Genomic DNA, 23,103 nt, shown 5'->3' on the forward strand with positions numbered 1-23,103 from the left:
GCACAATGCCCCAAGCCTCCCAGATGTCTTCTGTTCCCGAGTCCTCGGGGCAACTGCCGTCCGTAGAGCAGGCGAGCCGCCAGGGGCTTGAGCAGGCATTCGCCCTGTTCAACCAGATGTCCAGCCAGTTGACCGACTCCTACAGCATGCTCGAAGCCCGGGTCACCGAGCTCAAGGGCGAGCTGGCCGTGGTCAGTGCCCAGCGCATGCAGGAACTGGCGGAAAAAGAACGCCTGGCCAACCGTCTGCAAAACCTCCTCGACCTGTTGCCCGGTGGCGTCATCGTCATCGACGGCCACGGCATTGTGTGCGAGGCCAATCCTGCCGCCATCGAATTGCTCGGTCTGCCGCTGGAAGGCGAGCTGTGGCGCCATGTCATCACCCGTTGCTTCGCGCCCCGTGAAGATGACGGTCACGAAATTTCCTTGAAAAACGGTCGACGCCTGTCGATTGCCACCCGCTCGCTGGATGCCGAGCCTGGGCAGTTGGTGCTGCTCAACGACCTGACTGAAACCCGTCACTTGCAGGATCAGCTGGCGCGCCACGAGCGCCTCTCGTCCCTGGGGCGGATGGTCGCGTCGCTGGCTCACCAGATCCGCACACCGTTGTCTGCCGCGTTGCTGTACGCCAGTCATTTGACCGAGCAGGAACTGCCGGTCGCGACCCAGCAGCGTTTTGCCGGTCGCCTCAAGGAGCGTCTGCACGAGCTCGAGCATCAGGTGCGCGACATGCTGGTCTTCGCCCGTGGCGAGCTGCCGCTGACCGACCGTGTCACGCCGAATGCCTTGATGCAGTCGTTGCAGGCCGCGGCGCTGACCCATGTGCAGGATCTGCCGATCCGCTGGCAATGCGACAGCCATGCCGGCGAGTTGCTGTGCAATCGCGACACGCTGGTCGGGGCGCTGCTCAATCTGATTGAAAACGCGATTCAGGCGAGTGCCGGTGAGGTGCGTCTGAAGGTTCATTGCTATACCCGCGACAACACCTTGCGTTTGTGTGTCAGCGACAGCGGCAGCGGTATTGATGCGGCGGTGCTGGCGCGGCTGGGCGAGCCGTTTTTCACCACCAAAGTTACCGGGACCGGCCTGGGCCTGACCGTGGTCAAGGCCGTGGCGCGTGCGCATCAGGGAGAATTGCAGCTGCGTTCGCGGGTCGGGCGCGGTACGTGCGCGCAGGTCATTCTGCCGTTGTTTTCTGCTGTTCAGGGAGCTGAGTGAAGGTCATGGGCATCAAGGTTCTGCTGGTCGAGGACGACCGCTCGTTGCGCGAAGCGCTGGCCGATACGCTGCTGCTGGCCGGTCACGACTATCACGCGGTGGGTTCGGCCGAAGAGGCGCTGAACGCGGTCGAGCGCGAAGCGTTCAGTCTGGTGGTCAGTGACGTCAACATGCCGGGCATGGACGGCCATCAATTGCTCGGCCTGCTGCGCGCGCGGCAACCGCAATTGCCGGTGCTGCTGATGACCGCGCATGGTGCAGTCGAGCGCGCGGTCGATGCGATGCGTCAAGGCGCGGCGGATTATCTGGTCAAGCCGTTCGAGCCCAAGGCTCTGCTGGATCTGGTAGCCCGTCACGCCTTGGGCAGCCTTGGCGTCAGTGATGCCGAAGGGCCGGTCGCGGTCGAGCCCGCCAGTGCTCAATTGCTGGATCTGGCAGCGCGGGTCGCGCGCAGTGATTCCACCGTGCTGATTTCCGGCGAGTCCGGTACCGGCAAGGAAGTATTGGCGCGTTACATTCACCAGCAATCCCATCGTGCCAGTCAGCCGTTCATTGCGATCAACTGCGCGGCGATCCCGGACAACATGCTCGAAGCCACCCTGTTCGGCCACGAGAAAGGCTCGTTCACCGGCGCTATCGCGGCCCAGGCCGGCAAGTTCGAACAGGCGGACGGCGGCACCATTCTGCTCGATGAAATTTCCGAAATGCCCCTCGGCCTGCAAGCCAAACTGCTGCGGGTGTTGCAGGAGCGGGAAGTGGAGCGGGTCGGCGCCCGCAAGCCGATCACTCTCGATATTCGCGTGGTAGCGACCACCAACCGTGATCTGGCCGGCGAAGTGGCGGCGGGGCGCTTCCGTGAAGACCTCTATTATCGTCTGTCGGTATTTCCGCTGGCCTGGCGTCCGTTGCGCGAGCGCACCGCCGATATCCTGCCGCTGGCCGAGCGTCTGTTGGCCAAACACGTCAATAAAATGAAGCATGCGATGGCGAAGTTCTCGCCCGAGGCGCAAGCGTGCCTGATCGGTTATCCGTGGCCGGGCAATGTGCGCGAGCTGGATAACGCGATCCAGCGGGCCTTGATTCTGCAGCAGGGCGGGTTGATCCAGCCGCAGGATTTCTGTCTCTCCGGGCCTGCGCTGTTCGCCCCGTTGCCAGCGGCAGTGCCGGTTACGCCGGTCATTCGTGAAGTCGAAATCGAGGCCGATTCGGCCGGTGCACTGGGCGATGACCTGCGTCGTCGCGAGTTCCAGATGATCATCGACACCCTGCGTACCGAGCGCGGTCGACGCAAGGAAGCCGCCGAAAAACTCGGCATCAGCCCGCGCACCCTGCGTTACAAACTGGCGCAAATGCGCGATGCGGGCATGGATGTCGAAGGCTACCTGTTCGCCACCTGACGGGTGGCGCAAACGTTTGAAACGGCTTTTCTGAAAGCGGTGCCCATGAGCTGGCACCGTTGTTGCTAACACCTGAGTACCCGCCGAGTGAGTGTCAAAAAATTGCGGGCCGCCCAAGAGAGTAGACCATGAGCCAAGGTATTGAATTTAATCGGTTGATGATGGACATGAAGGCCATGCAAATGGACGCCATGTCGAAGCCGAAATCGACTTCCGCTGTCCCGGAAGTGGCAGGCAGCAACTTTTCCGACATGCTCGGTCAAGCCATCAACAAAGTGAACGATACCCAGCAGGCATCGAGCCAATTGGCCAACGCGTTCGAGATCGGCAAGAGCGGCGTCGATCTGACGGACGTGATGATTGCCTCGCAGAAAGCCAGCGTATCGTTCCAGGCCCTGACCCAGGTGCGCAACAAGCTGGTTCAGGCTTATCAAGACATCATGCAGATGCCGGTTTAAGGACGAGATTGAGTCATGGCAGAAGCAGTCGCCGATAACGTTCCGGCCAAGGCCACCCCGATAGACGGCAAACCGCCGCTGTTCGGCCTGTCCTTCCTGGAAAACCTCTCCGAGATGACCGTGCTGCGTCAGGTGGGCCTGTTGGTCGGCCTGGCCGCGAGCGTGGCGATTGGCTTTGCCGTGGTGCTGTGGTCGCAGCAACCGGACTACCGGCCTCTGTACGGCAGCCTTGCCGGCATGGACGCCAAGCAGGTCATGGACACCCTGGCCTCCGCCGACATTCCCTACACCGTCGAACCGAATTCCGGCGCCTTGCTGGTCAAGGCCGATGACCTGTCCCGTGCGCGGCTCAAGCTCGCGGCCGCTGGTGTCACTCCCAGCGACGGCAACATCGGTTTTGAAATCCTCGACAAGGAACAGGGTCTGGGCACCAGCCAGTTCATGGAAGCGACCCGTTATCGTCGCGGCCTCGAAGGCGAACTGGCCCGCACCATCTCCAGCCTGAACAACGTCAAGGGCGCGCGCGTTCACCTGGCGATCCCGAAAAGTTCGGTGTTCGTGCGTGACGAGCGCAAGCCAAGCGCTTCGGTACTGGTCGAGCTGTACTCCGGTCGTTCGCTGGAGCCAGGTCAGGTCGTTGCCATCATCAACCTGGTAGCAACCTCCGTTCCCGAGCTGAGCAAATCGCAGATCACCGTCGTCGACCAGAAGGGCAACCTGCTGTCGGATCAGGCGGAAAACTCCGAAATGACCATGGCCGGCAAGCAGTTCGACTACAGCCGCCGCATGGAAAGCATGCTCACCCAGCGCGTGCACAATATTCTGCAACCGGTACTGGGCAACGATCGCTACAAGGCTGAAGTCTCGGCCGACGTCGATTTCAGTGCCGTCGAGTCGACTGCCGAGCAGTTCAACCCGGATCAACCGGCCCTGCGCAGCGAACAGTCGGTCAACGAACAACGCACCGCCAGCAATGGCCCACAAGGTGTGCCGGGTGCCTTGAGCAACCAGCCACCTTCGCCGGCTTCGGCGCCGCAGACCACCGGTGGCGCAGCCGCCCCGGCGAGCATGGTGCAGCCAGGTCAGCCACTGGTTGATGCCAACGGTCAGCAGATCATGGACCCGGCCACCGGCCAGCCGATGCTCGCGCCGTATCCGGCGGACAAGCGTCAACAATCCACCAAGAACTTCGAGCTCGACCGTTCCATCAGCCACACCAAACAGCAGCAGGGTCGCCTGAATCGCCTGTCGGTGTCGGTGGTGGTGGACGATCAGGTCAAGATCAACCCGGCCAACGGCGAAACGACTCGCGCGCCGTGGAGCGCCGACGAATTGGCGCGCTTCACCCGTCTGGTACAGGACGCCGTCGGCTTCGACGCCAGCCGTGGCGACAGCGTCAGCGTGATCAACATGCCGTTCTCCGCCGAACGCGGCGAAGTGATCGCCGACATTCCGTTCTACTCCCAGCCATGGTTCTGGGACATCGTCAAACAAGTGCTGGGCGTGTTGTTCATCCTGGTGCTGGTGTTCGGTGTGCTGCGTCCGGTGCTCAACAACATCACCGGTGGCGGCAAAAGCAAGGAGCTGGCCGGTCTGGGCGGCGACATGGAACTCGGTGGCATGGGCGGTCTGGACGGTGAACTGTCCAACGATCGCGTCAGCCTCGGCGGCCCGACCAGCATCCTGCTGCCGAGCCCGAGCGAGGGTTATGACGCTCAGTTGAACGCAATCAAGAGTCTGGTGGCAGAAGACCCGGGTCGTGTGGCCCAGGTCGTGAAAGAGTGGATTAACGCAGATGAGTGATAACCGAGCCGCCGTCGCCAAACTGTCCCGGGTCGATAAAGCCGCGATTCTGCTGCTGTCCCTGGGTTCGACCGATGCCGCACAAGTGCTGCGCCACATGGGCCCCAAAGAGGTCCAGCGGGTCGGCGTGGCCATGGCCCAGATGGGCAACGTCCACCGTGAGCAGGTCGAGCAGGTCATGAGCGAGTTCGTCGACATCGTCGGCGACCAGACCAGCCTGGGCGTCGGCTCCGACGACTACGTGCGCAAAATGCTCACCCAGGCCCTGGGTGAAGACAAGGCCAACGGCCTGATCGACCGCATTCTGCTGGGCGGCAACACCAGTGGCCTCGACAGCCTGAAATGGATGGAGCCGCGCGCCGTAGCCGACGTGATCCGTTACGAGCACCCGCAGATCCAGGCGATCGTGGTCGCGTACCTCGATCCGGATCAGGCCGGTGAAGTGCTGGGCAACTTCGACCACAAGGTGCGTCTGGACATCATCCTGCGCGTCTCGTCGTTGAACACCGTGCAGCCGGCCGCACTGAAAGAATTGAACCAGATCCTCGAGAAGCAGTTCTCCGGCAACTCGAACGCTTCGCGCACCACCCTGGGTGGCATCAAGCGGGCGGCGGACATCATGAACTTCCTCGACAGCTCGATCGAAGGCCAGCTCATGGACTCGATCCGCGAAGTCGACGAAGACCTGTCCGGTCAGATCGAAGACCTCATGTTCGTGTTCAACAACCTGGCCGATGTCGACGACCGCGGTATCCAGGCGCTGTTGCGCGAAGTCTCTTCCGATGTGCTGGTGCTGGCCCTCAAGGGTTCGGACGAAGGCGTCAAGGAGAAGATCTTCAAGAACATGTCCAAGCGTGCCGCCGAACTGCTGCGCGACGACCTCGAGGCCAAGGGCCCGGTGCGCGTCAGCGACGTGGAGACCGCGCAGAAGGAAATCCTCACCATCGCCCGCCGTATGGCCGAAGCCGGAGAAATTGTGCTCGGTGGCAAGGGCGGCGAGGAAATGATTTAAGCCCATGGACAAGCATGACGACGATGTGACGGACCTGATCCGTGCCCGGGACGTCCGCGGTTTCGAAACCTGGGCAATCCCGAGCTTCGATCCGCCGGCACCGGAACCCGAGCCGGAACCGGAGCCCGAACCGCCGGAAATGGAAGAAGTGCCGCTGGAGGAAGTCCAGCCACTGACCCTCGAAGAGCTCGAAAGCATCCGTCAGGAGGCCTACAACGAGGGCTTCGCCATCGGTGAAAAGGAAGGCTTTCACAGCGCCACCCTCAAGGTGCGCCAGGAAGCCGAAGTGGTCCTGACGGCCAAGGTCGACAGCCTTGAGCAACTGATGGCGCACCTGTTCGAGCCTATTGCCGAGCAAGACACCCAGATCGAAAAGTCGCTGGTCGACCTCGTGCAGCACATCGCCCGTCAGGTGATTCAGCGCGAACTGGCCATCGACTCGACGCAGATCGAACACGTCATGCGCGACGCACTCAAGCTGTTGCCGCTGGGTGTGGGCAATGTGCGGCTGTACGTCAATCCGCAGGATTTCGAACAGGTCAAAGCCCTGCGCGAACGTCATGAGGAAACCTGGCGCATCGTCGAGGACGAAACCCTGCTGCCGGGCGGTTGCCGGGTCGAGACCGAGCACAGCCGGATCGACGCCAGTATCGAAACCCGTGTCAGCCAGGTCATGGCCAAGCTGTTCGACCAGTTGCACGAGCAGGCCCTGCACCCGGCCGCACCGGACCTGAGCCTCGACTTACCGGAAACGCCGAAACCGGCACCGGTCGCTGACGAGCCGCTCGCGGACGCCCCCGATGCGCCTTGAACGCACCAGTTTCGCCAAGCGCCTGAGCACTTACGCCGAGGCCACCGAAGTCGCCGGTGCGCCGATTCTCGAAGGTCGCCTGCTGCGCATGGTCGGCCTGACGCTCGAAGCCGAAGGCCTGCGCGCCGCCATGGGCACCCGCTGCATGGTGATCAACGACGACACCTATCACCCGTCCCAGGTTGAAGCCGAAGTCATGGGCTTCTCCGGCAGCAAGGTGTTCCTGATGCCGGTCGGCAGTGTGGCCGGCATTGCCCCGGGCGCCCGCGTGGTGCCGCTGGCCGACACCGGTCGCCTGCCGATGGGGATGAGCATGCTCGGTCGCGTGCTGGACGGCGCCGGACGTGCGCTGGACGGCAAGGGCGGTATGAAAGCCGAAGACTGGGTGCCGATGGACGGCCCGACGATCAACCCGCTCAACCGAGACCCGATCAGCGTGCCGCTGGATGTCGGCATTCGTAGCATCAACGGTTTGTTGACGGTCGGTCGCGGTCAGCGTCTGGGTCTGTTCGCCGGTACCGGTGTCGGTAAGTCGGTGTTGCTGGGCATGATGACCCGCTTCACCGAGGCCGACATTATCGTCGTCGGCCTGATCGGTGAGCGGGGTCGAGAAGTTAAAGAGTTCATCGAGCACATCCTCGGTGAAGAAGGCCTCAAGCGTTCCGTGGTGGTGGCGTCGCCTGCGGACGATGCGCCGCTGATGCGTTTACGTGCGGCGATGTACTGCACGCGGATCGCCGAATATTTCCGCGACAAGGGCAAGAACGTCCTGTTGCTGATGGATTCCCTGACCCGTTTCGCCCAGGCCCAGCGGGAAATTGCCCTGGCCATCGGTGAGCCGCCGGCGACCAAGGGTTATCCGCCGTCGGTATTCGCCAAACTGCCGAAACTGGTGGAGCGTGCCGGTAACGCGGAGAAGGGCGGTGGTTCGATCACAGCGTTCTATACCGTGCTGTCCGAGGGCGATGACCAGCAGGACCCGATTGCCGACTCTGCGCGGGGTGTACTTGACGGGCACATCGTGCTGTCCCGGCGGCTGGCCGAGGAAGGGCATTACCCGGCCATCGATATCGAAGCCTCGATCAGCCGGGTGATGCCTGCAGTCGTGGCGCCGGAACACATGCAGCGCGCGCAATACTTCAAACAGCTGTGGTCACGCTATCAACAGAGCCGCGACCTGATCAGCGTCGGCGCCTATGTCGCTGGCGGTGACCGCGAGACGGACCTTGCCATCAATCTGCAACCGCAACTGGTCAGATACCTGCGTCAGGGGCTCAACGACAAAATCAGCCTGGGTGAAAGCGAGGCGTACCTCGAAACGATTTTCGCCCCGGCGGCCGGCGGGTAACCGGTCATGGCCCTGAGTCGAGCCGCGCGTCTGGCGCCGGTGGTGGACATGGCCGAGAAGGCCGAGAAAACCGCCGTGCAACGCCTGGGTTACTTTCAGGGGCAGGTGAAAGTCGCCGAGAGCAAACTCGCCGACCTCAACGCCTTTCGTCTGGATTATTCGCAGCAGTGGATCGTGCGCGGCAGCACCGGCGTGACCGGCCAATGGCTGCTGGGTTTTCAGGGCTTCCTGGCACAACTCGACACCGCCGTCGATCAGCAGCGCCAGAGCCTGCAATGGCACCAGAACAACCTGGACAAGGCCCGTGACGCCTGGCAACAGGCATTCGCTCGGGTCGAAGGCCTGCGCAAACTTGTACAACGCTACCGCGACGAAGCCCAGCGTGCCGAAGACAAGCGCGAACAGAAGCTGCTGGACGAGTTGTCCCAGCGTTTGCCGCGGCACGAGGTGTTTTGACGGGCGGATCTCGCACAAATCCCAACGCCATCGCGCCTTGCCCATGGCCCCTCCAAGTGCTAAACCTTGTACAGGTTCGTCAATGACAAGGAAGCCAGTACATGTCAGTCGTTACAGAAGTGTCTGCGGATGGGCAAAAGTTGACGATTTCCGTCAAGGGCCGATTCGACTTCGGTCGCCATCAGGAATTTCGCGAGTCCTACGAGCGGCTCACTAAAAAGCCTGACTCCATCGTGGTGGATCTCAAGGATGCCACCTATCTCGACAGTTCGGCCCTGGGCATGTTGCTTCTGTTGCGTGATCACGCCGGCGGTGACGACTCGGATGTGCGGGTGGTCAACAGCAATTCGGATGTGCGCAAGATTCTCGCCATCTCCAACTTCGACAAACTGTTCGACATCAGTTGACGGCCATGCAGCCGCTAGAGCCGCTGACGATCCTGATCGCCGAAGACAGCGCCGCCGACCGGCTGTTGTTGTCGACCATTGTCCGTCGTCAGGGGCATGAAGTGCTGACGGCCACCCACGGTGGGGAGGCGGTCGAGGCATTTATCCGGCAAAAGCCGCATCTGGTATTGATGGACGCCATGATGCCGGTGATGGACGGGTTCGAAGCTGCACGGCAGATCAAGAAGCTGGCGGGTGAAAGCCTGGTGCCGATCATCTTCCTCACCTCGCTGACGGAAAGTGAAGCGCTGGCCCGTTGTCTTGAAGCCGGCGGTGACGACTTTCTGGCGAAGCCGTACAACCAGGTGATCCTCGCCGCCAAAATCAAGGCGATGGATCGCTTGCGACGTTTACAGGCCACGGTTCTTCAACAGCGCGACCTGATCGCCAAACACCACGACTATCTGCTCAACGAGCAACGGGTCGCCAAGGCCGTGTTCGACAAGGTCGCGCATTCCGGTTGCCTGAGCGCACCGAACATCCGTTACCTGCAATCACCCTATGCGCTGTTCAACGGCGATCTGCTGTTGGCCGCGTACACCCCGGCCGGCGACATGCATGTGTTGCTCGGTGACTTCACCGGTCACGGTTTGCCGGCGGCGGTCGGCGCCATGCCGCTTGCCGAGGTGTTCTATGGCATGACGGCCAAGGGTTACGGTCTGGCCGAAACCCTGCGGGAAATGAACGCCAAGCTCAAGCGCATCCTGCCGGTGGACATGTTCTGCTGCGCGACGCTGTTGTGCCTGAGTTTTCAGCGGCGCTCGGTGGAGGTCTGGAACGGCGGCATGCCCGACGGCTATCTGCATTGCCTCGCCACCGGGGAGCGCACGCCGCTGGCGGCACGCCACCTGCCGCTGGGGGTGCTCAGCCCGCAGACTTTCGATGATCGCACCGAGGTTCACCCGATGGCGGTGGGCGACCGGGTGTTCCTGCTCTCGGACGGGGTCATCGACACCTGCGATGCCAACGATCAGCTGTTCGGTGTCGAGCGCCTGCACAAGGTGTTCGCCGCCAATCGCCAGCCGGATCGGCTGTTCGAGGACATCGAGCAGGCGCTGCAGGACTTTCGCGGTGAGGCCCGGGACGATGTGAGCATGGTCGAGGTCAGCCTGCTGGAGGCCGAGCAGATCAATCCATCGGCGCCGGTGTATTCCGACAGCGGCCAGTCCTGTCCGCTGGACTGGTCAGTGAGCTTCGAATTTCGCGGTGCCACGCTCAAGCGCTTCAATCCGTTGCCTTACCTGTTGCAGTTGCTGCTGGAAGTGCATGGATTGCGGGCGCAGAGTGGCGCGTTGTACAGCGTGCTGGCCGAGCTTTATTCCAATGCGCTGGAGCATGGTGTACTGGGCCTGGACTCGAGCCTCAAGCGCGATGCTTCGGGTTTCGCCCATTATTACGAGCAGCGCAATGCGCGCCTCGAGGCCCTGCAGGACGGTTATGTGCGGGTGCATTTGCAGGTGCGGCCGGAAGGTGAGGGCGGTTGTCTGGTGGTGCGAGTCGAGGACAGCGGCCAGGGATTTGACGTCGCGCGCGTGATGGAGCGGCCGCTCGACGATGTCCGTCTGTCGGGGCGCGGTGTCAGTCTGGTCCGGCAATTGGCCCGAAATGCCAGTTGGTCAGACGATGGTCGCAGTGCCCGCGTGGAGTTTTTCTGGGAGGCTCTGGCATAATCCGCGCATTCTTGATCAGGGAGTGAACAAGTGGCTGATACACATGTGGACCACGAGGCGCTGAGCGCGCTGCGGGAAGTGATGGAAGACAGCTATCCGGAACTGCTGGATACCTTTCTTGCCGATTCCGAAAATCGCCTGCGGGAGTTGCAGCAGACTGCCGATGCCGACGCATTGTCTTCCGTTGCGCACAGCTTCAAGGGCAGCAGCAGCAACATGGGGGCGACCCGTCTTGCCGTGCTGTGCCAGGAGCTGGAACAGCATGCCAAAGACAAAAGCCCTTCTGAAATCATCAAACTGGTCGCCGATATTCATAGCGAATTCGCCGATGTGCGGCCCGTTTATGTCGCCGAGCGACAGCGCTCGCTGACGCACTGATCCTGCCGCCGGGCGGTTTTGTCGGATTTCTGACGAAACTGGCCCGGCACTTGCAGTCATCTATCCCAACTGTACCTACGATCCCAGTGCAGCGGAGACCGTGCCATGCCTGCAAGCCCCAACATTCTTCTTCAGACCGCCGCCCAGGCCAAGGCGCAAGCTGCCTCCGCCAAATCATCGGCAGTGGCCGCAGAGCCCGGGGACAAGGCCTCCAGCTTCGCTCAGGTGTTCGCCGATCAAGGCACGAACAAGCCCTCGGTGACCGTCGACAATTCGCTCAAGCCTGCCCGTGACAAGGTTGCCGACAACAGCGGCAAGAAAGACCTCGGCAAGGATCAGTCTGCCGCCCCGACGCCGGCGGTTGCCGATAGCGGCAAAGCCTTGCCCGCCGACAAACCGACGACGGCGGCAACGGACGACAAGACCATGGCCGATGACGAAACGGCTGAAACAGCGCCGGCCCCCGTTGCCGATACGGCGCCACTGGATCCGGCACTGGTGGCGGCGGTGGAGCCCGTCGTCACGGCACCGGTGGTGGCCACGCCGGTCGTCGAGACAACTGCGCAACCGGAAACCGACAAACCTGCCGTGGCGGCATTGCCAGGAATGGTCAAGGATCCGGCGCCGGCCACTGACCCGGCCTTCGACCCCGAGGCGGATCCGCTGGATTCGCTGCCTGCCGTGCGCCTGGCCATGGAGCAGAGCGGTCACATTTCCGCTTCCAGCCAGTCCCAGCCCAAGGCCACCCCGGCCCAGGCGCAGGCCGACGGTGAGTTGACCTCGGCGCAGAATTTCGCTGCCGGCATGGCCAGCATGCTGGATGTGCAGGCGGACAAGGACAGCACCAGTCAGGGCGGTGAAAAAGCGTTCAGCGGTCTGATCGATGACGGCCTGAAAGACCTGAAGACCGCCACCAGCGACACCCGCGTGGATGATTTCGCCAACCGTCTGGCGGCGCTGACCCAGGCAGCCACACCGAAAACCGCCAATGCGGTGCCGGTGAACCAGCCGATCGCCATGCACCAGAACGGCTGGACCGAAGAAGTGGTCAACCGGGTCATGTACCTGTCGAGCAACAACCTGAAGGCCGCCGACATCCAGTTGCAGCCCGCGGAGCTTGGGCGTCTGGATATCCGCGTGAACATGGTGCCGGACCAGCAGACCCAGGTGACCTTCATGAGCGCGCATCCGAGCGTGCGTGAAGCCCTCGACGGTCAGATGCACCGCCTGCGCGACATGTTCAACCAGCAAGGCATGGGGCAGGTCGACGTCAACGTTTCCGACCAGAACCGTGGCTGGCAGGGTCAGGGCCAGGAACAGGCGCAGCAGGGGCAGAGTGGTCGCACCAGCGCTGCCGGCGGTCGCCTGGATTCGGCTGAAGAAGAGTTGACGCCAGCGGCGGTCGCTGAAGCGGCGGCCACGGCCACTCACGTGATCGGCTCCAGCGCCGTCGACTACTACGCCTGATTCAGCGCTGAAAAAAAACTGTGGGAGCCAGCCTGCTGGCGATGGGGGCCTGATAGTCAACATAGCTGTTGACTGCCAGACCGCTATCGCCAGCAGGCTGGCTCCCACATTGCTTTGCGGGTGCGCCCGATTTCTCCCTCCGACACTTCTGGCATAACACTTGCTCTTGCCTTGCCGTGCGACTGTGAAAACCCGATTAGTGACGGATTATTGGCATGGCGAAGAGCGAAGCTGCAGCAGTAAAAGACCCCGCAACCAAAGGCAAACTCAAGCTGATCATCATGATCGTGCTGGGTCTGTTGCTGGCCATCGGTACGTCCGTGGGGGCGACGTGGTTCTTCATGCACAGTGCCCAGAGCAAGCCTGCGGCGGCCGCCGAAGCGGCCCCGGTCGGCAAGCAACCGGCGATTTTCGAGCCCATGGCGCCGGCCTTCGTGGCCAACTACAACCAGAACGGCCGTCAGCGCTACATGCAGGTGAGCATCACCATGCTGGCGCGCAATCAGGCGGATCTGGAAGCGCTCAAAGTGCACATGCCGGTGATCCGCAACAACCTGGTGATGCTCTTCTCCGGTCAGGATTTCGCCACGCTGGCGACCCCGGTCGGTCAAGAGATGTTGCGCCAGAAGGCCACAGCCAGCGTCCAGGAAGTGGCGCAGAAAGAGCTGGGCAAAGTGGTGATCGAACAGTTGCTTTTCACTAATTTCGTACTGCAGTAGGAACACGACATGGCCGTGCAGGATCTGCTGTCCCAGGATGAAATCGACGCGCTGTTGCATGGCGTCGACGATGGTCTGGTACAGACCGATAACGCTGCCGAACCCGGCAGTGTCAAAAGCTACGACCTGACCAGCCAGGATCGCATCGTCCGTGGACGCATGCCGACTCTGGAAATGATCAACGAGCGTTTTGCCCGCTACACCCGCATCAGCATGTTCAACATGCTGCGCCGCTCGGCGGACGTTGCCGTCGGTGGCGTACAGGTGATGAAGTTCGGCGAATACGTACACTCGCTGTACGTGCCGACCAGCCTCAACCTGGTCAAGATCAAACCCCTGCGCGGCACCGCGCTGTTCATCCTCGACGCCAAACTGGTGTTCAAACTGGTGGACAACTTCTTCGGCGGCGATGGCCGTCACGCCAAGATCGAAGGGCGTGAATTCACCCCGACCGAACTGCGCGTGGTGCGCATGGTGCTGGAGCAGGCGTTCGTCGATTTGAAGGAAGCCTGGCAGGCGATCATGGAAGTCAACTTCGAGTACATCAACTCGGAAGTGAACCCGGCCATGGCCAACATCGTCGGCCCGAGCGAAGCGATCGTGGTTTCCACGTTCCACATCGAACTCGACGGCGGCGGCGGCGATCTGCACGTGACCATGCCGTACTCGATGATCGAGCCGGTGCGCGAAATGCTCGACGCCGGTTTCCAGTCGGACCTCGACGACCAGGACGAACGCTGGGTCAACGCCCTGCGCCAGGACGTGCTCGACGTCGACGTGCCGATCGGTGCCACCGTGGCCCGCCGCCAGTTGAAGCTGCGCGACATCCTGCACATGCAGCCGGGTGACGTGATTCCGGTGGAGATGCCGGAAGACATGATCATGCGCGCCAATGGTGTGCCGGCCTTCAAGGTCAAGATGGGTTCGCATAAAGGCAACCTTGCGTTGCAGGTGATCGAGCCGATCGAGCGCCGCTGAAGCGGCGCCCTCACTCCCTGATTCTTTTACCGGTTTTTTGCCCGCCGAGGACAAATGATGAACGACGATATGAACACCCAGGACGATCAGGCACTGGCCGATGAATGGGCTGCCGCCCTGGAAGAAACCGGTGAAGCCGGGCAGGCCGACATCGACGCGCTGCTGGCCGCCGATGCAGGCGCTTCGAGCTCCAACCGTCTGCCGATGGAAGAGTTCGGCAGCGTGCCGAAGAACAACGATCCAGTGACCCTCGACGGTCCGAACCTGGACGTGATCCTCGACATTCCGGTGTCGATCTCGATGGAAGTGGGCAGCACTGACATCAACATCCGTAACCTGCTGCAACTCAACCAGGGTTCGGTGATCGAGCTCGATCGTCTGGCCGGCGAGCCGCTGGACGTGCTGGTCAACGGCACCCTGATCGCTCACGGTGAAGTGGTGGTGGTCAACGAAAAGTTCGGCATCCGTCTGACTGACGTGATCAGCCCGAGCGAACGCATCAAGAAGCTGCGCTGAGTGAAAAAGGTTCTGGGGGCTTTGTTCGGTCTGGCGCTGGCGTTGCCGTTCAGCGTGCTGGCGGCCGAGCCGGTGGCGACCACGGCAGCGGCGGCTGCACCGGCCGTCAACAGCGGCGTGGCGGGGCAGCTGACGCAGCTGGTGCTGGGTCTGTTGCTGGTGCTGGGGTTGATCTTCTTCCTCGCCTGGCTGTTGCGCCGGGTGCAGCAGGCAGGTCCCGCCGGCAAGGGCCAGGTGATCGAGCTGATCGGTTCCCGCGCGCTCGGGCCGCGTGACCGTCTGGTGCTGGTGCAGGTCGGCAACGAGCAGATTCTGCTGGGTCTTAGCCCCGGAACCATCACTGCGTTGCACGTGCTCAAAGAGCCGGTCGAGGTGCCGAGCACCGCCGAAAAAGCGACTCCGGAATTTGCCCAGCATCTGTTGAAGATCCTCGGCAAGGATCAGAAGGATAAGAAGTAATGGGTGCGTTGCGCATCGTCTTGACCCTGGCCTTGATGTTGGCCGCGCCGCTGGCATTCGCCGCCGATCCGTTGTCGATCCCGGCGATCACTCTGGGCACCAACGCCGAGGGCGCGCAGGAGTACTCGGTCAGCCTGCAGATCCTGCTGATCATGACGGCGCTGAGCTTCATTCCGGCCGCCGTCATCCTGATGACCAGTTTCACCCGGATCATCATCGTCTTTTCGATCCTGCGTCAGGCCCTCGGCCTGCAGCAGACGCCGTCGAACCAGATCCTCACCGGCATGGCGCTGTTCCTGACGCTGTTCATCATGGCGCCCGTGTTTGATCGCGTGAACAACGATGCCTTGCAGCCGTACCTCGCGGAAAAGCTGACGGCCCAGCAGGCAGTGGAAAAGGCTCAAGTGCCGATCAAGGACTTCATGCTCGCCCAGACCCGCTCCAGCGACCTGGAGCTGTTCATGCGCCTGTCCAAGCGCACCGACATCGCCACTCCGGATGCTGCGCCGCTGACGATTCTGGTGCCGGCATTCGTGACGTCTGAACTGAAAACCGCGTTCCAGATCGGCTTCATGATCTTCATCCCGTTCCTGATCATCGACCTGGTGGTCGCGAGCGTGCTGATGGCGATGGGTATGATGATGCTGTCGCCGCTGATCATCTCGCTGCCGTTCAAAATCATGCTGTTCGTGCTGGTGGATGGCTGGGCGCTGATCATCGGCACCCTCGCCAGCAGTTTCGGAGGTGTATCGCCATGACGCCAGAAGTAGCGGTCGACATCTTTCGCGAAGCCCTGTGGCTGACCACCATGATGGTGGCGATCCTGGTGGTGCCGAGTCTGCTGGTGGGCCTGCTGGTGTCGATGTTCCAGGCCGCCACCCAGATCAACGAACAGACCCTGAGCTTCCTGCCGCGTCTGCTGGTGATGCTGGTGACGCTGATCGTCGCCGGCCCGTGGCTGGTGCAGACGTTCATGGAATACATCACCCAGTTGTACAAAAACATCCCGATGGTCATCGGCTAAGCCATGCAATCGCTGCTTCAGCTGACCGATACCCAGATCAGTACCTGGGTGGCGACGTTCATGCTGCCGCTGTTTCGCGTCGCCTCGATGTTGATGGTGATGCCGGTCTTCGGAACCACGCTGGTGCCCCGGCGGATCCGTCTGTACTTCGCTTTTGCGATCACCGTGGTGATCACGCCCAACCTGCCGCCGATGCCGGCGGTCAGCCCTCTGGACCTCAGCGGTCTGCTGCTGATTGCCGAGCAGATTCTGGTGGGGGCGGTGCTGGGCTTCTCTCTGCAACTGTTCTTTCAGGCTTTCGTGGTGGCCGGGCAGATCGTCGCGATCCAGATGGGCATGGGCTTCGCGTCGATGATCGACCCTACCAACGGCGTGTCGGTGGCGGTGATCGGGCAGTTCTTCACGATGCTGGTGACCTTGTTGTTCCTGTCGATGAACGGGCACCTGGTGGTGTTCGAAGTGCTCACCGAAAGCTTCACCACGCTGCCGGTCGGCGGCGGGCTGATGACCACCCATTACTGGGAGCTGGCCGGCAAGCTCGGCTGGGTGCTGGGCGCCGCGTTGTTGCTGGTGCTGCCGGCAGTCACCGCGCTGCTGGTGGTCAACATCGCCTTTGGCGTGATGACCCGCGCCGCGCCACAGCTCAACATTTTCTCCATCGGCTTTCCGCTGACCCTCGTACTCGGCCTGTTCATCGTCTGGGTCGGGCTGGCGGACATTCTTAATCAGTATCAACCGCTGGCCACCGAGGCCCTGCAGTTTTTACGCGAACTGGCACAGGCGCGCTGAGTCATGGCTGAGAGCGAAAGCGGTCAGGACAAAACAGAAGACCCCACGGAGAAGCGCAAAAAGGACTCCCGGGAAAAGGGCGAGATTGCGCGCTCCAAGGAGCTCAACACCCTGGCGATCATGCTCGCCGGCTCTGCCGCGCTGCTGATTTTTGGCGGGATGCTGGCGCAGGATTTGATGGACCTGATGCGCCAGAACTTCACGCTGTCGCGGGAAGTGATCATGGACGAGCGCTCCATGGCGACGTTCCTGATGAGTTCCGGATTGCAGGCACTGCTGGCGATTCAGCCGATCATGATCACCCTGTTGCTGGCGGCTTTCCTCGGGCCGATCGCGCTGGGTGGCTGGCTGTTTGCCGTCGGTTCGCTGGCCCCCAAGTTCAGCCGGATGAACCCGGCCGCGGGCCTCAAGCGGATGTTCTCGATGAAGGCCGTGGTCGAACTGCTCAAGGCGCTGGCCAAGTTTCTCATCACCTTGGGCGTGGCGCTGGTGGTGCTCAATGCGGACATCGACGATCTGCTGCGCATCGCCCACGAGCCGCTGGACCGGGCGATCATCCACAGCTTGCAACTGGTGGGCTGGAGCTCGCTGTGGCTGGCCTGCGGGTTGATCATCATCGCCGCCGTCGACGTGCCCGTGCAGATCTGGGAGAGCATCAAGAAGCTCAAGATGACCAAGCAGGAAGTGCGCGACGAGCACAAGGACCAGGAAGGGCGGCCGGAGGTCAAACAGCGCATTCGCCAGGTTCAGCGCGAGATGTCGCAGCGCCGGATGATGGCGGCGATCCCGGATGCCGACGTGGTCATCACCAACCCGACCCACTACGCCGTGGCGCTCAAGTACGACGCCGAGAAGGGCGGGGCGCCGATGCTGCTGGCCAAGGGCAGCGATTTCCTGGCGCTGAAGATCCGCGAAATCGCCGTGGCCAATAACGTCATGCTCCTCGAATCGCCAGCGCTGGCGCGTTCCATCTACTACTCCACGGAACTGGAAGAAGAAATCCCCGGTGGCCTGTACCTGGCGGTCGCTCAGGTCCTGGCCTACGTCTACCAGATCCGCCAGCACCGCGCGGGCAAGGGCAAGTTCCCGGAACCGCTCAAGGACGACCTGCCGATCCCGCCGGATCTGCGGCGCGATTCCTGATGCTGATGAAGTAAAAAAACCGCCATCCGGTTGCATCCGGTGGCGGTTTTTTTATGCCCGATGACCTGTGTTGCCTGTGAGGCCTCTTTCGCGAGCAGGCTCGCTCCCACAGTTGACCGCGTTCCAATGTGGGAGCGAGCCTGCTCGCGATGACGTCAGCCGCCACGACACATCACTCAAGCCTTTACACAGGATTCGGCGACGGCGGTATTTCCAGGTTATCCAGCACCCGATTCACTGCCAGCTCCCCGAGCATGATCAGTTGCCCAATCCCCACCAGCGTCCTGCGCTGCGAGGCGGGCATGAGATGGGTGAAGTCATTGACGATGGTTCTGGCTGAAGCCAGGGTTTCGCAGGCATCGGCCAGCAGTTCTTCGTTTTTGAAGTCTGCGGTGACGGCGTACATTCTGCGGGTCTTGCGCGGTGGTGGCGTGGAGCCGGGCGGGCAGAGGTAGTGATCGAGGGCGCGGTCCGCGGCTTCGTGAAGCTTTCTGGAATCGAGGGATTCGTAGGGCGAGGCGGGATCGGTTTCGGGTGGGTTGGGTGTGGGTTTGATCATGGTGAAGCTCCTGAGTTATGGAGCCACTCTTCCCCTGTCGCTAAACAAGTAAAGGTGGCAGCTGTACGCAGGTTAGCGAACCGGTCTCAGGCACCCCGGTAGACCCAAAGGTCTCCCGCATACAGCCGCCATAACGTTATTGCGGACGAAGAGTCCCACAACGAAGCCATGAACGCTGATGCGCTGAGAAAGTTCGAGTCGCTAAACCCGATCGCTGATTCGTCAGCGACCGATCCACAATAGAACCCGACCCCAAGGCGCACAAGCCGGCGGATTCTGGCGTAGCCGTAGGCAATGGCGCAAGAGTTCGTAGCCTCGAAGGCGTGTCTGGAGGTGTCTTTTAAACGCCGGAGTTTAAGAGGTAAAAGATCGCGTGGCAGCCTCTGGGAGCTATCCCATCAGACCCTTAGGATTCGTCGTTACACTGAGCATGGCGACATGCGCAATGCTCAGCGGTATGACGGCAAAGGAGAAGTCGCTCAATAAACAATTGAGAAGTTATCCAAGGATGAATCGCCTCCTCCATCAGTTATATCTATAAATTTGATTTTTCTATTTGGTGTTTCTGTAATGTCAACCCACGTTGCGTATTGGCCACCATATGATGGGGTGGGCTGGGTTTTAATTAGTTCTAGGTTCTCGTCGTAGCATTCGTATGTTGATGGGATTCGACTATAGTCGGCAATGCCGAATCTAATGCTCTTTGCTGGATGTTTTAGTGTGAATCTTAAAGTTGCACCGACGCCAATGAAAAAATACTTTGCGGTTATATGAGGGGAAAAAGCACTGCCGTCAGAGCCGAGGCTTACATGTCCTTTCACTACCGTAACGCTCATGGCGGGAAAGTCCATGTTCGTGCCAACGGGCTTGGTACCTACTTCACCTGTCTGGAAATCTTCTAAAGTTACTAAAGGGTTTTTCAATAACTTTAAAGTCAAGTTTGGAAAAATAATGGGAGTCAAATTGCTGGTGGTGCTCGGTATTAATGCAAAGAATACTTTGAAGTCGGTGTCATGCTTCAGGGTTGATAGTTGTTCTCTAGTCAGTGTTTCTTTTATTCCAGAGGTTGTTTCCGGGTCGGTTATTTTGTGGTTGGTCAATATCGAGATTGTATGGTCGTTATTGCTATTGTTTTTTCCCGAAAGTATTAGTTGCACAATGTTATCCGTGCTGATGCCTGTCCACGGCCGCACGGTAACCTCAGCGTTTCCTTGAAACGAATTCAAATCCAGCACTTTGTCATCCGGTGCCTGTGGAATTTTCGGCGAGGGTAGCCGTGGATCTCCATTCGCGATCTTCAGCAAAGTCACCTTGGTCGCATCTGATTCACCCGCTTCTCCACCATCGCGATTCAAATCCCAGCGCAAGTCGATCACCTTGCCATGTCGCGCCGCCAGAAACGCCGGGCTCAACACCATATCCACCCGCTTGTTGTTGAACTCCACCAACGGAAACGGTGACGTGCCTGCTGGTGGATCGACCTCCACCAGGCGTGCCCGGTCGCCGTCCCGCGCCTGTAGGTGTTCGATGCGTACCGTCACTCCATTCGGATAGGCCAACACATCGATAGGGTTGACGGCCGGAGCCACCAGAAACGGCGGTAGCAAATCCTCCGGAGTCGATCCCGTCACCGTGGCGGTCGCCGGTTTGGAATTGCCCACCAGATCGCCGTTCGGCTTGCGCAGTTCGTAAGTCACGATGACGTTGCTACCGGCAAAGATCTTGTTGTTCGGCACTTCAAGGATGCAGGGTTTTTTCTGCCCGAACGGATCTTCTTCTACTTTGCCGCTGACGGTTACCACCACATCAGCGGGTTGCCCCGTGTTTTTCGCTGTGTACGTCGCGATGACTTCATAGCCCGCGACAAAGCGCTGGTTTATCGTCAGGACCACCAGCAGCAACGGTCCGCCGGCCAGCTTCTCCAGATCGATTTCCTCGGCGTCGTCGCCGGGATAATCCTCCATCCGCTCCAGCAGGATCGCCATTGGCAGACGCGTACCATCCAGGTCCTCATCCACCGTCTGCACCGGCGACCACGGTGCATCGGTGTCCGGGCCGTTGCCGAGCTGATCGGTGACGGTGTAGGAGAAATGCAGCTTTTTATCCAGCCGTTTCGCCTCGTCCAGAAAGGCGCGGGTGATGGTGAAGCAAATGGTAATGGGGATTTCGTCACCGGGATTCGGCGGTTGCGGCGCCTGATTCGGATTGACCCTGGGCTTGGGCTCCAGCAGTTCGCCATTGCACTTGAGGGTGATAAGGTCATACGCCCGGCAATATGGATAGGCCACGCACACCTCGGCGCTGACGAAATCCGGGCCGACGCCGTTCTTGATCTCATCGGGCAGTAGCAATTTGAGTTCGGAGTGGCCACCGGGGTCGGTCAGGCGATCCTTCAGGCCGGGGCGAATCCGGTTGTAGAGGATTTCCAGCGGAGGTGTGGAAGTGCCTCGATTGTCGCTGCCACGCCTGACGGTGTAGTGCAGTTTGTTGACCTTGTCCGGATGCAGTCGGCCCTTGGGAATGCGTAACGTGGTGCGCACGTCTGGATCCTCAATGGTTTTGCTGTCCAGCGCAGCTGACTCACCCTCAAGCCAAAGCTCCATGACGTCTCCGGGATCCATGGTGCCCGTCGACGGCGGATCGACGAGAACGACTGCACCTTCACCATCGGTGACCAGATCATAGGCGACCAAGGGCACGCCGATATGTGCACCTTCCACAGGCGTGGTCTGGCCATTGACGATTGGCGGATAGAGAACGAAAACGGTGTCGTCCGGTGGGGTTGAAGTGTTCACGGTTGAGGCTCCTGGGCGGTGGGAACGGGCAGGAGCTATCAGAGCGCTAAACGATGAATTTCGCACCTGTCAGATCTGACAGGTGACGGCGGTTTTGCGACGAGTGGTCGTGTACTGTATGAAAAAACCGCCGTCCCGGTTGATTCGCAACGGCGGTTCTTTTTGTCTGGAAAGATGTGTTGCCTGTAAGTCAGCCTTCGTGAGCAAGCTCACTCCCACAGGAGGGCATCAGTGGCGACGCGTTAATTCGGCAATTCCAGATTATCCAGCACCCGATTCACTGCCAGCTCGCCGAGCATGATCAGTTGCCCAATGCCCACCAGCGTCCTGCGCTGCGAGGCGGGCATGAGGTGGCTGAAGTCATTGACGATGGTTCTGGCTGAAGCCAGGGTTTCGCAGGCATCGGCCAGCAGCTCTTCGTTTTTGAAGTCCGCGGTGACGGCGTACATTCTGCGGGTCTTGCGCGGTGGGGGCGTGGAGCCGGGCGGGCAGAGATAGTGATCGAGGGCGCGGTCGGCGGCTTCATGAAGCTTTCTGGAATCGGCGGATTCTGGCGTAGCCGTAGCCGTAGCCGTAGGCAATGGCGCAAGGGCTCGTAGCCAGTAAGGCGTGCCTGGAGGTGTCTTTTAAACGCGAGAGTTTAAAAGACGCTTTGTGCCGTCGGTCTGAAAGTTTCCACGACCTGTTAGTTATGACAGTAGACGGCTGTCATTACCTGTCGCCTCATAAACCCGGAGGTCACGCCGTTTCCTGCTCGCGCTCTGCGAGCACGGTGGGTGATGGCTCATTCACTTTAAATCGGGGATAAAACATGACAACGCGCACTTACCGAAAACTGCCGGGCATGGAGATGGAGTTCGTTTCAGGGAAGCTGGAAAGGGATGCCGGAGAGAGGGCCATTTTCTATGAGGTGACGTTCAGCCTGAAGCTGGACTTTCTCAACTTTCTGGTCATGGCTAATCAGTACATTCCTGGTTATCTGGATACGCCGATAAATGCGATCCGCCCCGAGCTCGCCGGGTTTGCGTATCACTACTCCTACAATTACTTCTTTGGTGCGGCCGGTAATATCAGCGATAACCCGTCGTTGTTCGCTCTATTCACCGACCCTGGTTATTACATGGACCAGTGGGCGAGTGATGGCGGGCCCGTAGAGCGACGTTATGGAAAACCCTCGTTCACGGTGGTCGGCAACCAATTGCGCATCACGACGCGGCAATATTTTCGGCTGGATGCGGGCGCGCCTCCGATCGAAATCAGCGACCTGCCATTCATACGTTTCGAATGGGCCTTGAATCTGATGGAAGGTCAGGAGAAGTCCACTAATGTCGCGCCTGTCACCAGGGCGGTACTGATGTATACGGAGCAGGACGTTGTCGATGCCGGCGGTCAAAGCGTGTTCAGGGGCACGCGCTATCTGGATAATGCATCCCTTTCCATCGGTCCGATCACTTCGGCGCACATTCTGGTAGCCAGTTGACTATCAGGGTTTCTTCTCCGTGAACATCGCTGAATAGGGGCGGGCGCACGACGTGCGTGCCGCCCATTTGTGCATCCATCACCGCTTCCGTTTCACGCCTTGGCAAAAGTTGGAAGGCTTCTTGCAGTAGCCGCCGTGCGCCTGCTTCGGGCGTCAAAAGTTTGCTTTAAAGGAACGG

General features: G+C 60.7%; 24 protein-coding genes. 21 read left to right on the forward strand and 3 right to left on the reverse strand.

Annotation, left to right across the window (positions count from 1 at the left end; genetic code table 11):
* Positions 1–5 precede the first annotated feature (5 nt).
* The 20 genes from CAF76_RS08535 to flhB all read left to right on the forward strand — a co-directional run bounded on the left by CAF76_RS08535 (position 6) and on the right by flhB (position 18,091).
* Positions 6–1,217 (forward strand): PAS domain-containing sensor histidine kinase, encoded by a 1,212-nt coding sequence (locus CAF76_RS08535; RefSeq protein ID WP_039765586.1) that lies wholly within the window; start codon positions 6–8, stop codon positions 1,215–1,217.
* 5 nt (positions 1,218–1,222) lie between these two features.
* Positions 1,223–2,614 (forward strand): sigma-54 dependent transcriptional regulator, encoded by a 1,392-nt coding sequence (locus CAF76_RS08540; RefSeq protein WP_085648526.1) that lies wholly within the window; start codon positions 1,223–1,225, stop codon positions 2,612–2,614.
* Between the two features lie 128 nt (positions 2,615–2,742).
* Positions 2,743–3,072, forward strand: coding sequence for a flagellar hook-basal body complex protein FliE (gene fliE / locus CAF76_RS08545; RefSeq protein WP_011333048.1), 330 nt, complete (start codon positions 2,743–2,745; stop codon positions 3,070–3,072).
* A 15-nt stretch (positions 3,073–3,087) separates the two neighbouring features.
* The gene (gene fliF, locus CAF76_RS08550) at positions 3,088–4,875 is read left to right on the forward strand and encodes a flagellar basal-body MS-ring/collar protein FliF (RefSeq protein WP_007958290.1); all 1,788 of its coding nucleotides are present in this window, start codon (positions 3,088–3,090) and stop codon (positions 4,873–4,875) included.
* A complete protein-coding gene (fliG, locus tag CAF76_RS08555) occupies positions 4,868–5,887 on the forward strand; it encodes a flagellar motor switch protein FliG (RefSeq protein ID WP_007958288.1) in 1,020 nt (339 codons plus the stop codon). The genes fliF and fliG overlap by 8 nt, the downstream gene beginning before the upstream one ends.
* 4 nt (positions 5,888–5,891) lie before the next feature.
* Positions 5,892–6,698, forward strand: a complete 807-nt coding sequence (fliH, locus tag CAF76_RS08560) for a flagellar assembly protein FliH (RefSeq protein WP_085648525.1) — start codon at positions 5,892–5,894, stop codon at positions 6,696–6,698.
* Complete coding sequence (gene fliI / locus CAF76_RS08565; RefSeq protein ID WP_085648524.1) at positions 6,688–8,046, forward strand: flagellar protein export ATPase FliI; 1,359 nt, start codon at positions 6,688–6,690, stop codon at positions 8,044–8,046. The genes fliH and fliI overlap by 11 nt, the downstream gene beginning before the upstream one ends.
* A 6-nt stretch (positions 8,047–8,052) precedes the next feature.
* Entirely contained in the window at positions 8,053–8,502 is a 450-nt protein-coding gene (gene fliJ / locus CAF76_RS08570; protein WP_039765596.1) for a flagellar export protein FliJ, read from the forward strand.
* Positions 8,503–8,603: 101 nt separating this feature from the next.
* Positions 8,604–8,909 (forward strand): STAS domain-containing protein, encoded by a 306-nt coding sequence (locus tag CAF76_RS08575; RefSeq protein WP_039765597.1) that lies wholly within the window; start codon positions 8,604–8,606, stop codon positions 8,907–8,909.
* 5 nt (positions 8,910–8,914) lie between these two features.
* Positions 8,915–10,618 carry a fused response regulator/phosphatase gene (locus CAF76_RS08580; RefSeq protein ID WP_085648523.1) on the forward strand — a complete coding sequence of 568 codons (1,704 nt, stop codon included), beginning with the start codon at positions 8,915–8,917 and terminating at the stop codon, positions 10,616–10,618.
* Between the two features lie 30 nt (positions 10,619–10,648).
* On the forward strand, positions 10,649–10,996 hold the full coding sequence (locus tag CAF76_RS08585; protein ID WP_007951942.1) for an Hpt domain-containing protein: 348 nt from the start codon (positions 10,649–10,651) through the stop codon (positions 10,994–10,996).
* A gap of 105 nt (positions 10,997–11,101) precedes the next feature.
* On the forward strand, positions 11,102–12,463 hold the full coding sequence (locus CAF76_RS08590; RefSeq protein ID WP_085648522.1) for a flagellar hook-length control protein FliK: 1,362 nt from the start codon (positions 11,102–11,104) through the stop codon (positions 12,461–12,463).
* Between the two features lie 215 nt (positions 12,464–12,678).
* Entirely contained in the window at positions 12,679–13,182 is a 504-nt protein-coding gene (fliL, locus tag CAF76_RS08595) for a flagellar basal body-associated protein FliL (protein WP_064594377.1), read from the forward strand.
* 9 nt (positions 13,183–13,191) lie between these two features.
* Positions 13,192–14,160 carry a flagellar motor switch protein FliM gene (fliM, locus tag CAF76_RS08600; RefSeq protein WP_003222890.1) on the forward strand — a complete coding sequence of 323 codons (969 nt, stop codon included), beginning with the start codon at positions 13,192–13,194 and terminating at the stop codon, positions 14,158–14,160.
* 57 nt (positions 14,161–14,217) lie between these two features.
* Complete coding sequence (gene fliN, locus CAF76_RS08605) at positions 14,218–14,676, forward strand: flagellar motor switch protein FliN (protein WP_007951948.1); 459 nt, start codon at positions 14,218–14,220, stop codon at positions 14,674–14,676.
* A complete protein-coding gene (gene fliO, locus CAF76_RS08610) occupies positions 14,677–15,135 on the forward strand; it encodes a flagellar biosynthetic protein FliO (protein WP_085648521.1) in 459 nt (152 codons plus the stop codon).
* A complete protein-coding gene (gene fliP, locus CAF76_RS08615) occupies positions 15,135–15,893 on the forward strand; it encodes a flagellar type III secretion system pore protein FliP (RefSeq protein ID WP_039765605.1) in 759 nt (252 codons plus the stop codon). The genes fliO and fliP overlap by 1 nt, the downstream gene beginning before the upstream one ends.
* On the forward strand, positions 15,890–16,159 hold the full coding sequence (gene fliQ / locus CAF76_RS08620; protein ID WP_007951951.1) for a flagellar biosynthesis protein FliQ: 270 nt from the start codon (positions 15,890–15,892) through the stop codon (positions 16,157–16,159). Before fliP ends, fliQ begins: the two co-directional genes overlap by 4 nt.
* 3 nt (positions 16,160–16,162) lie before the next feature.
* Positions 16,163–16,948: a flagellar biosynthetic protein FliR gene (gene fliR, locus CAF76_RS08625; RefSeq protein ID WP_039765607.1), complete on the forward strand. Its 786-nt coding sequence runs from the start codon at positions 16,163–16,165 to the stop codon at positions 16,946–16,948.
* A 3-nt stretch (positions 16,949–16,951) separates the two neighbouring features.
* Positions 16,952–18,091 (forward strand): flagellar biosynthesis protein FlhB, encoded by a 1,140-nt coding sequence (flhB, locus tag CAF76_RS08630; RefSeq protein ID WP_085648520.1) that lies wholly within the window; start codon positions 16,952–16,954, stop codon positions 18,089–18,091.
* A gap of 184 nt (positions 18,092–18,275) precedes the next feature.
* On the opposite strand, the gene CAF76_RS08635 is transcribed toward flhB, so the two are convergent.
* The 3 genes from CAF76_RS08635 to CAF76_RS08645 all read right to left on the reverse strand — a co-directional run bounded on the left by CAF76_RS08635 (position 18,276) and on the right by CAF76_RS08645 (position 22,026).
* Positions 18,276–18,650: a DUF6124 family protein gene (locus CAF76_RS08635; protein ID WP_085648519.1), complete on the reverse strand. Its 375-nt coding sequence runs from the start codon at positions 18,648–18,650 to the stop codon at positions 18,276–18,278.
* Between the two features lie 479 nt (positions 18,651–19,129).
* Positions 19,130–21,445 (reverse strand): hypothetical protein, encoded by a 2,316-nt coding sequence (locus tag CAF76_RS08640; RefSeq protein WP_085648518.1) that lies wholly within the window; start codon positions 21,443–21,445, stop codon positions 19,130–19,132.
* Positions 21,446–21,687: 242 nt separating this feature from the next.
* The gene (locus tag CAF76_RS08645) at positions 21,688–22,026 is read right to left on the reverse strand and encodes a DUF6124 family protein (protein WP_085648517.1); all 339 of its coding nucleotides are present in this window, start codon (positions 22,024–22,026) and stop codon (positions 21,688–21,690) included.
* 230 nt (positions 22,027–22,256) lie between these two features.
* On the opposite strand from CAF76_RS08645, the gene CAF76_RS08650 reads away from it, so the two are divergent.
* Positions 22,257–22,925, forward strand: a complete 669-nt coding sequence (locus CAF76_RS08650; RefSeq protein WP_085648516.1) for a hypothetical protein — start codon at positions 22,257–22,259, stop codon at positions 22,923–22,925.
* Positions 22,926–23,103: the final 178 nt, after the last annotated feature.

Origin of the sequence: Pseudomonas sp. B40(2017) (genome assembly GCF_002112855.1) — a bacterium.
Lineage (GTDB): Bacteria > Pseudomonadota > Gammaproteobacteria > Pseudomonadales > Pseudomonadaceae > Aquipseudomonas > Aquipseudomonas pharyngis.

What these genes read in the sequence shown, in the direction of transcription:
- flhB (WP_085648520.1), top strand. Translation starts at nt 16,952, where the DNA reads ATGGCTGAGAGCGAAAGCGGTCAGGACAAAACAGAAGACCCCACGGAG.
- fliN (WP_007951948.1), top strand. Translation starts at nt 14,218, where the DNA reads ATGAACGACGATATGAACACCCAGGACGATCAGGCACTGGCCGATGAA.
- fliR (WP_039765607.1), top strand. Translation starts at nt 16,163, where the DNA reads ATGCAATCGCTGCTTCAGCTGACCGATACCCAGATCAGTACCTGGGTG.
- CAF76_RS08635 (WP_085648519.1), bottom strand. Translation starts at nt 18,650, where the DNA reads ATGATCAAACCCACACCCAACCCACCCGAAACCGATCCCGCCTCGCCC.
- CAF76_RS08540 (WP_085648526.1), top strand. Translation starts at nt 1,223, where the DNA reads ATGGGCATCAAGGTTCTGCTGGTCGAGGACGACCGCTCGTTGCGCGAA.
- fliE (WP_011333048.1), top strand. Translation starts at nt 2,743, where the DNA reads ATGAGCCAAGGTATTGAATTTAATCGGTTGATGATGGACATGAAGGCC.
- fliH (WP_085648525.1), top strand. Translation starts at nt 5,892, where the DNA reads ATGGACAAGCATGACGACGATGTGACGGACCTGATCCGTGCCCGGGAC.
- fliP (WP_039765605.1), top strand. Translation starts at nt 15,135, where the DNA reads ATGGGTGCGTTGCGCATCGTCTTGACCCTGGCCTTGATGTTGGCCGCG.
- CAF76_RS08650 (WP_085648516.1), top strand. Translation starts at nt 22,257, where the DNA reads ATGACAACGCGCACTTACCGAAAACTGCCGGGCATGGAGATGGAGTTC.
- fliG (WP_007958288.1), top strand. Translation starts at nt 4,868, where the DNA reads ATGAGTGATAACCGAGCCGCCGTCGCCAAACTGTCCCGGGTCGATAAA.
- fliM (WP_003222890.1), top strand. Translation starts at nt 13,192, where the DNA reads ATGGCCGTGCAGGATCTGCTGTCCCAGGATGAAATCGACGCGCTGTTG.
- CAF76_RS08535 (WP_039765586.1), top strand. Translation starts at nt 6, where the DNA reads ATGCCCCAAGCCTCCCAGATGTCTTCTGTTCCCGAGTCCTCGGGGCAA.
- CAF76_RS08580 (WP_085648523.1), top strand. Translation starts at nt 8,915, where the DNA reads ATGCAGCCGCTAGAGCCGCTGACGATCCTGATCGCCGAAGACAGCGCC.
- fliI (WP_085648524.1), top strand. Translation starts at nt 6,688, where the DNA reads ATGCGCCTTGAACGCACCAGTTTCGCCAAGCGCCTGAGCACTTACGCC.
- fliF (WP_007958290.1), top strand. Translation starts at nt 3,088, where the DNA reads ATGGCAGAAGCAGTCGCCGATAACGTTCCGGCCAAGGCCACCCCGATA.
- fliL (WP_064594377.1), top strand. Translation starts at nt 12,679, where the DNA reads ATGGCGAAGAGCGAAGCTGCAGCAGTAAAAGACCCCGCAACCAAAGGC.
- fliJ (WP_039765596.1), top strand. Translation starts at nt 8,053, where the DNA reads ATGGCCCTGAGTCGAGCCGCGCGTCTGGCGCCGGTGGTGGACATGGCC.
- fliQ (WP_007951951.1), top strand. Translation starts at nt 15,890, where the DNA reads ATGACGCCAGAAGTAGCGGTCGACATCTTTCGCGAAGCCCTGTGGCTG.
- CAF76_RS08575 (WP_039765597.1), top strand. Translation starts at nt 8,604, where the DNA reads ATGTCAGTCGTTACAGAAGTGTCTGCGGATGGGCAAAAGTTGACGATT.
- CAF76_RS08590 (WP_085648522.1), top strand. Translation starts at nt 11,102, where the DNA reads ATGCCTGCAAGCCCCAACATTCTTCTTCAGACCGCCGCCCAGGCCAAG.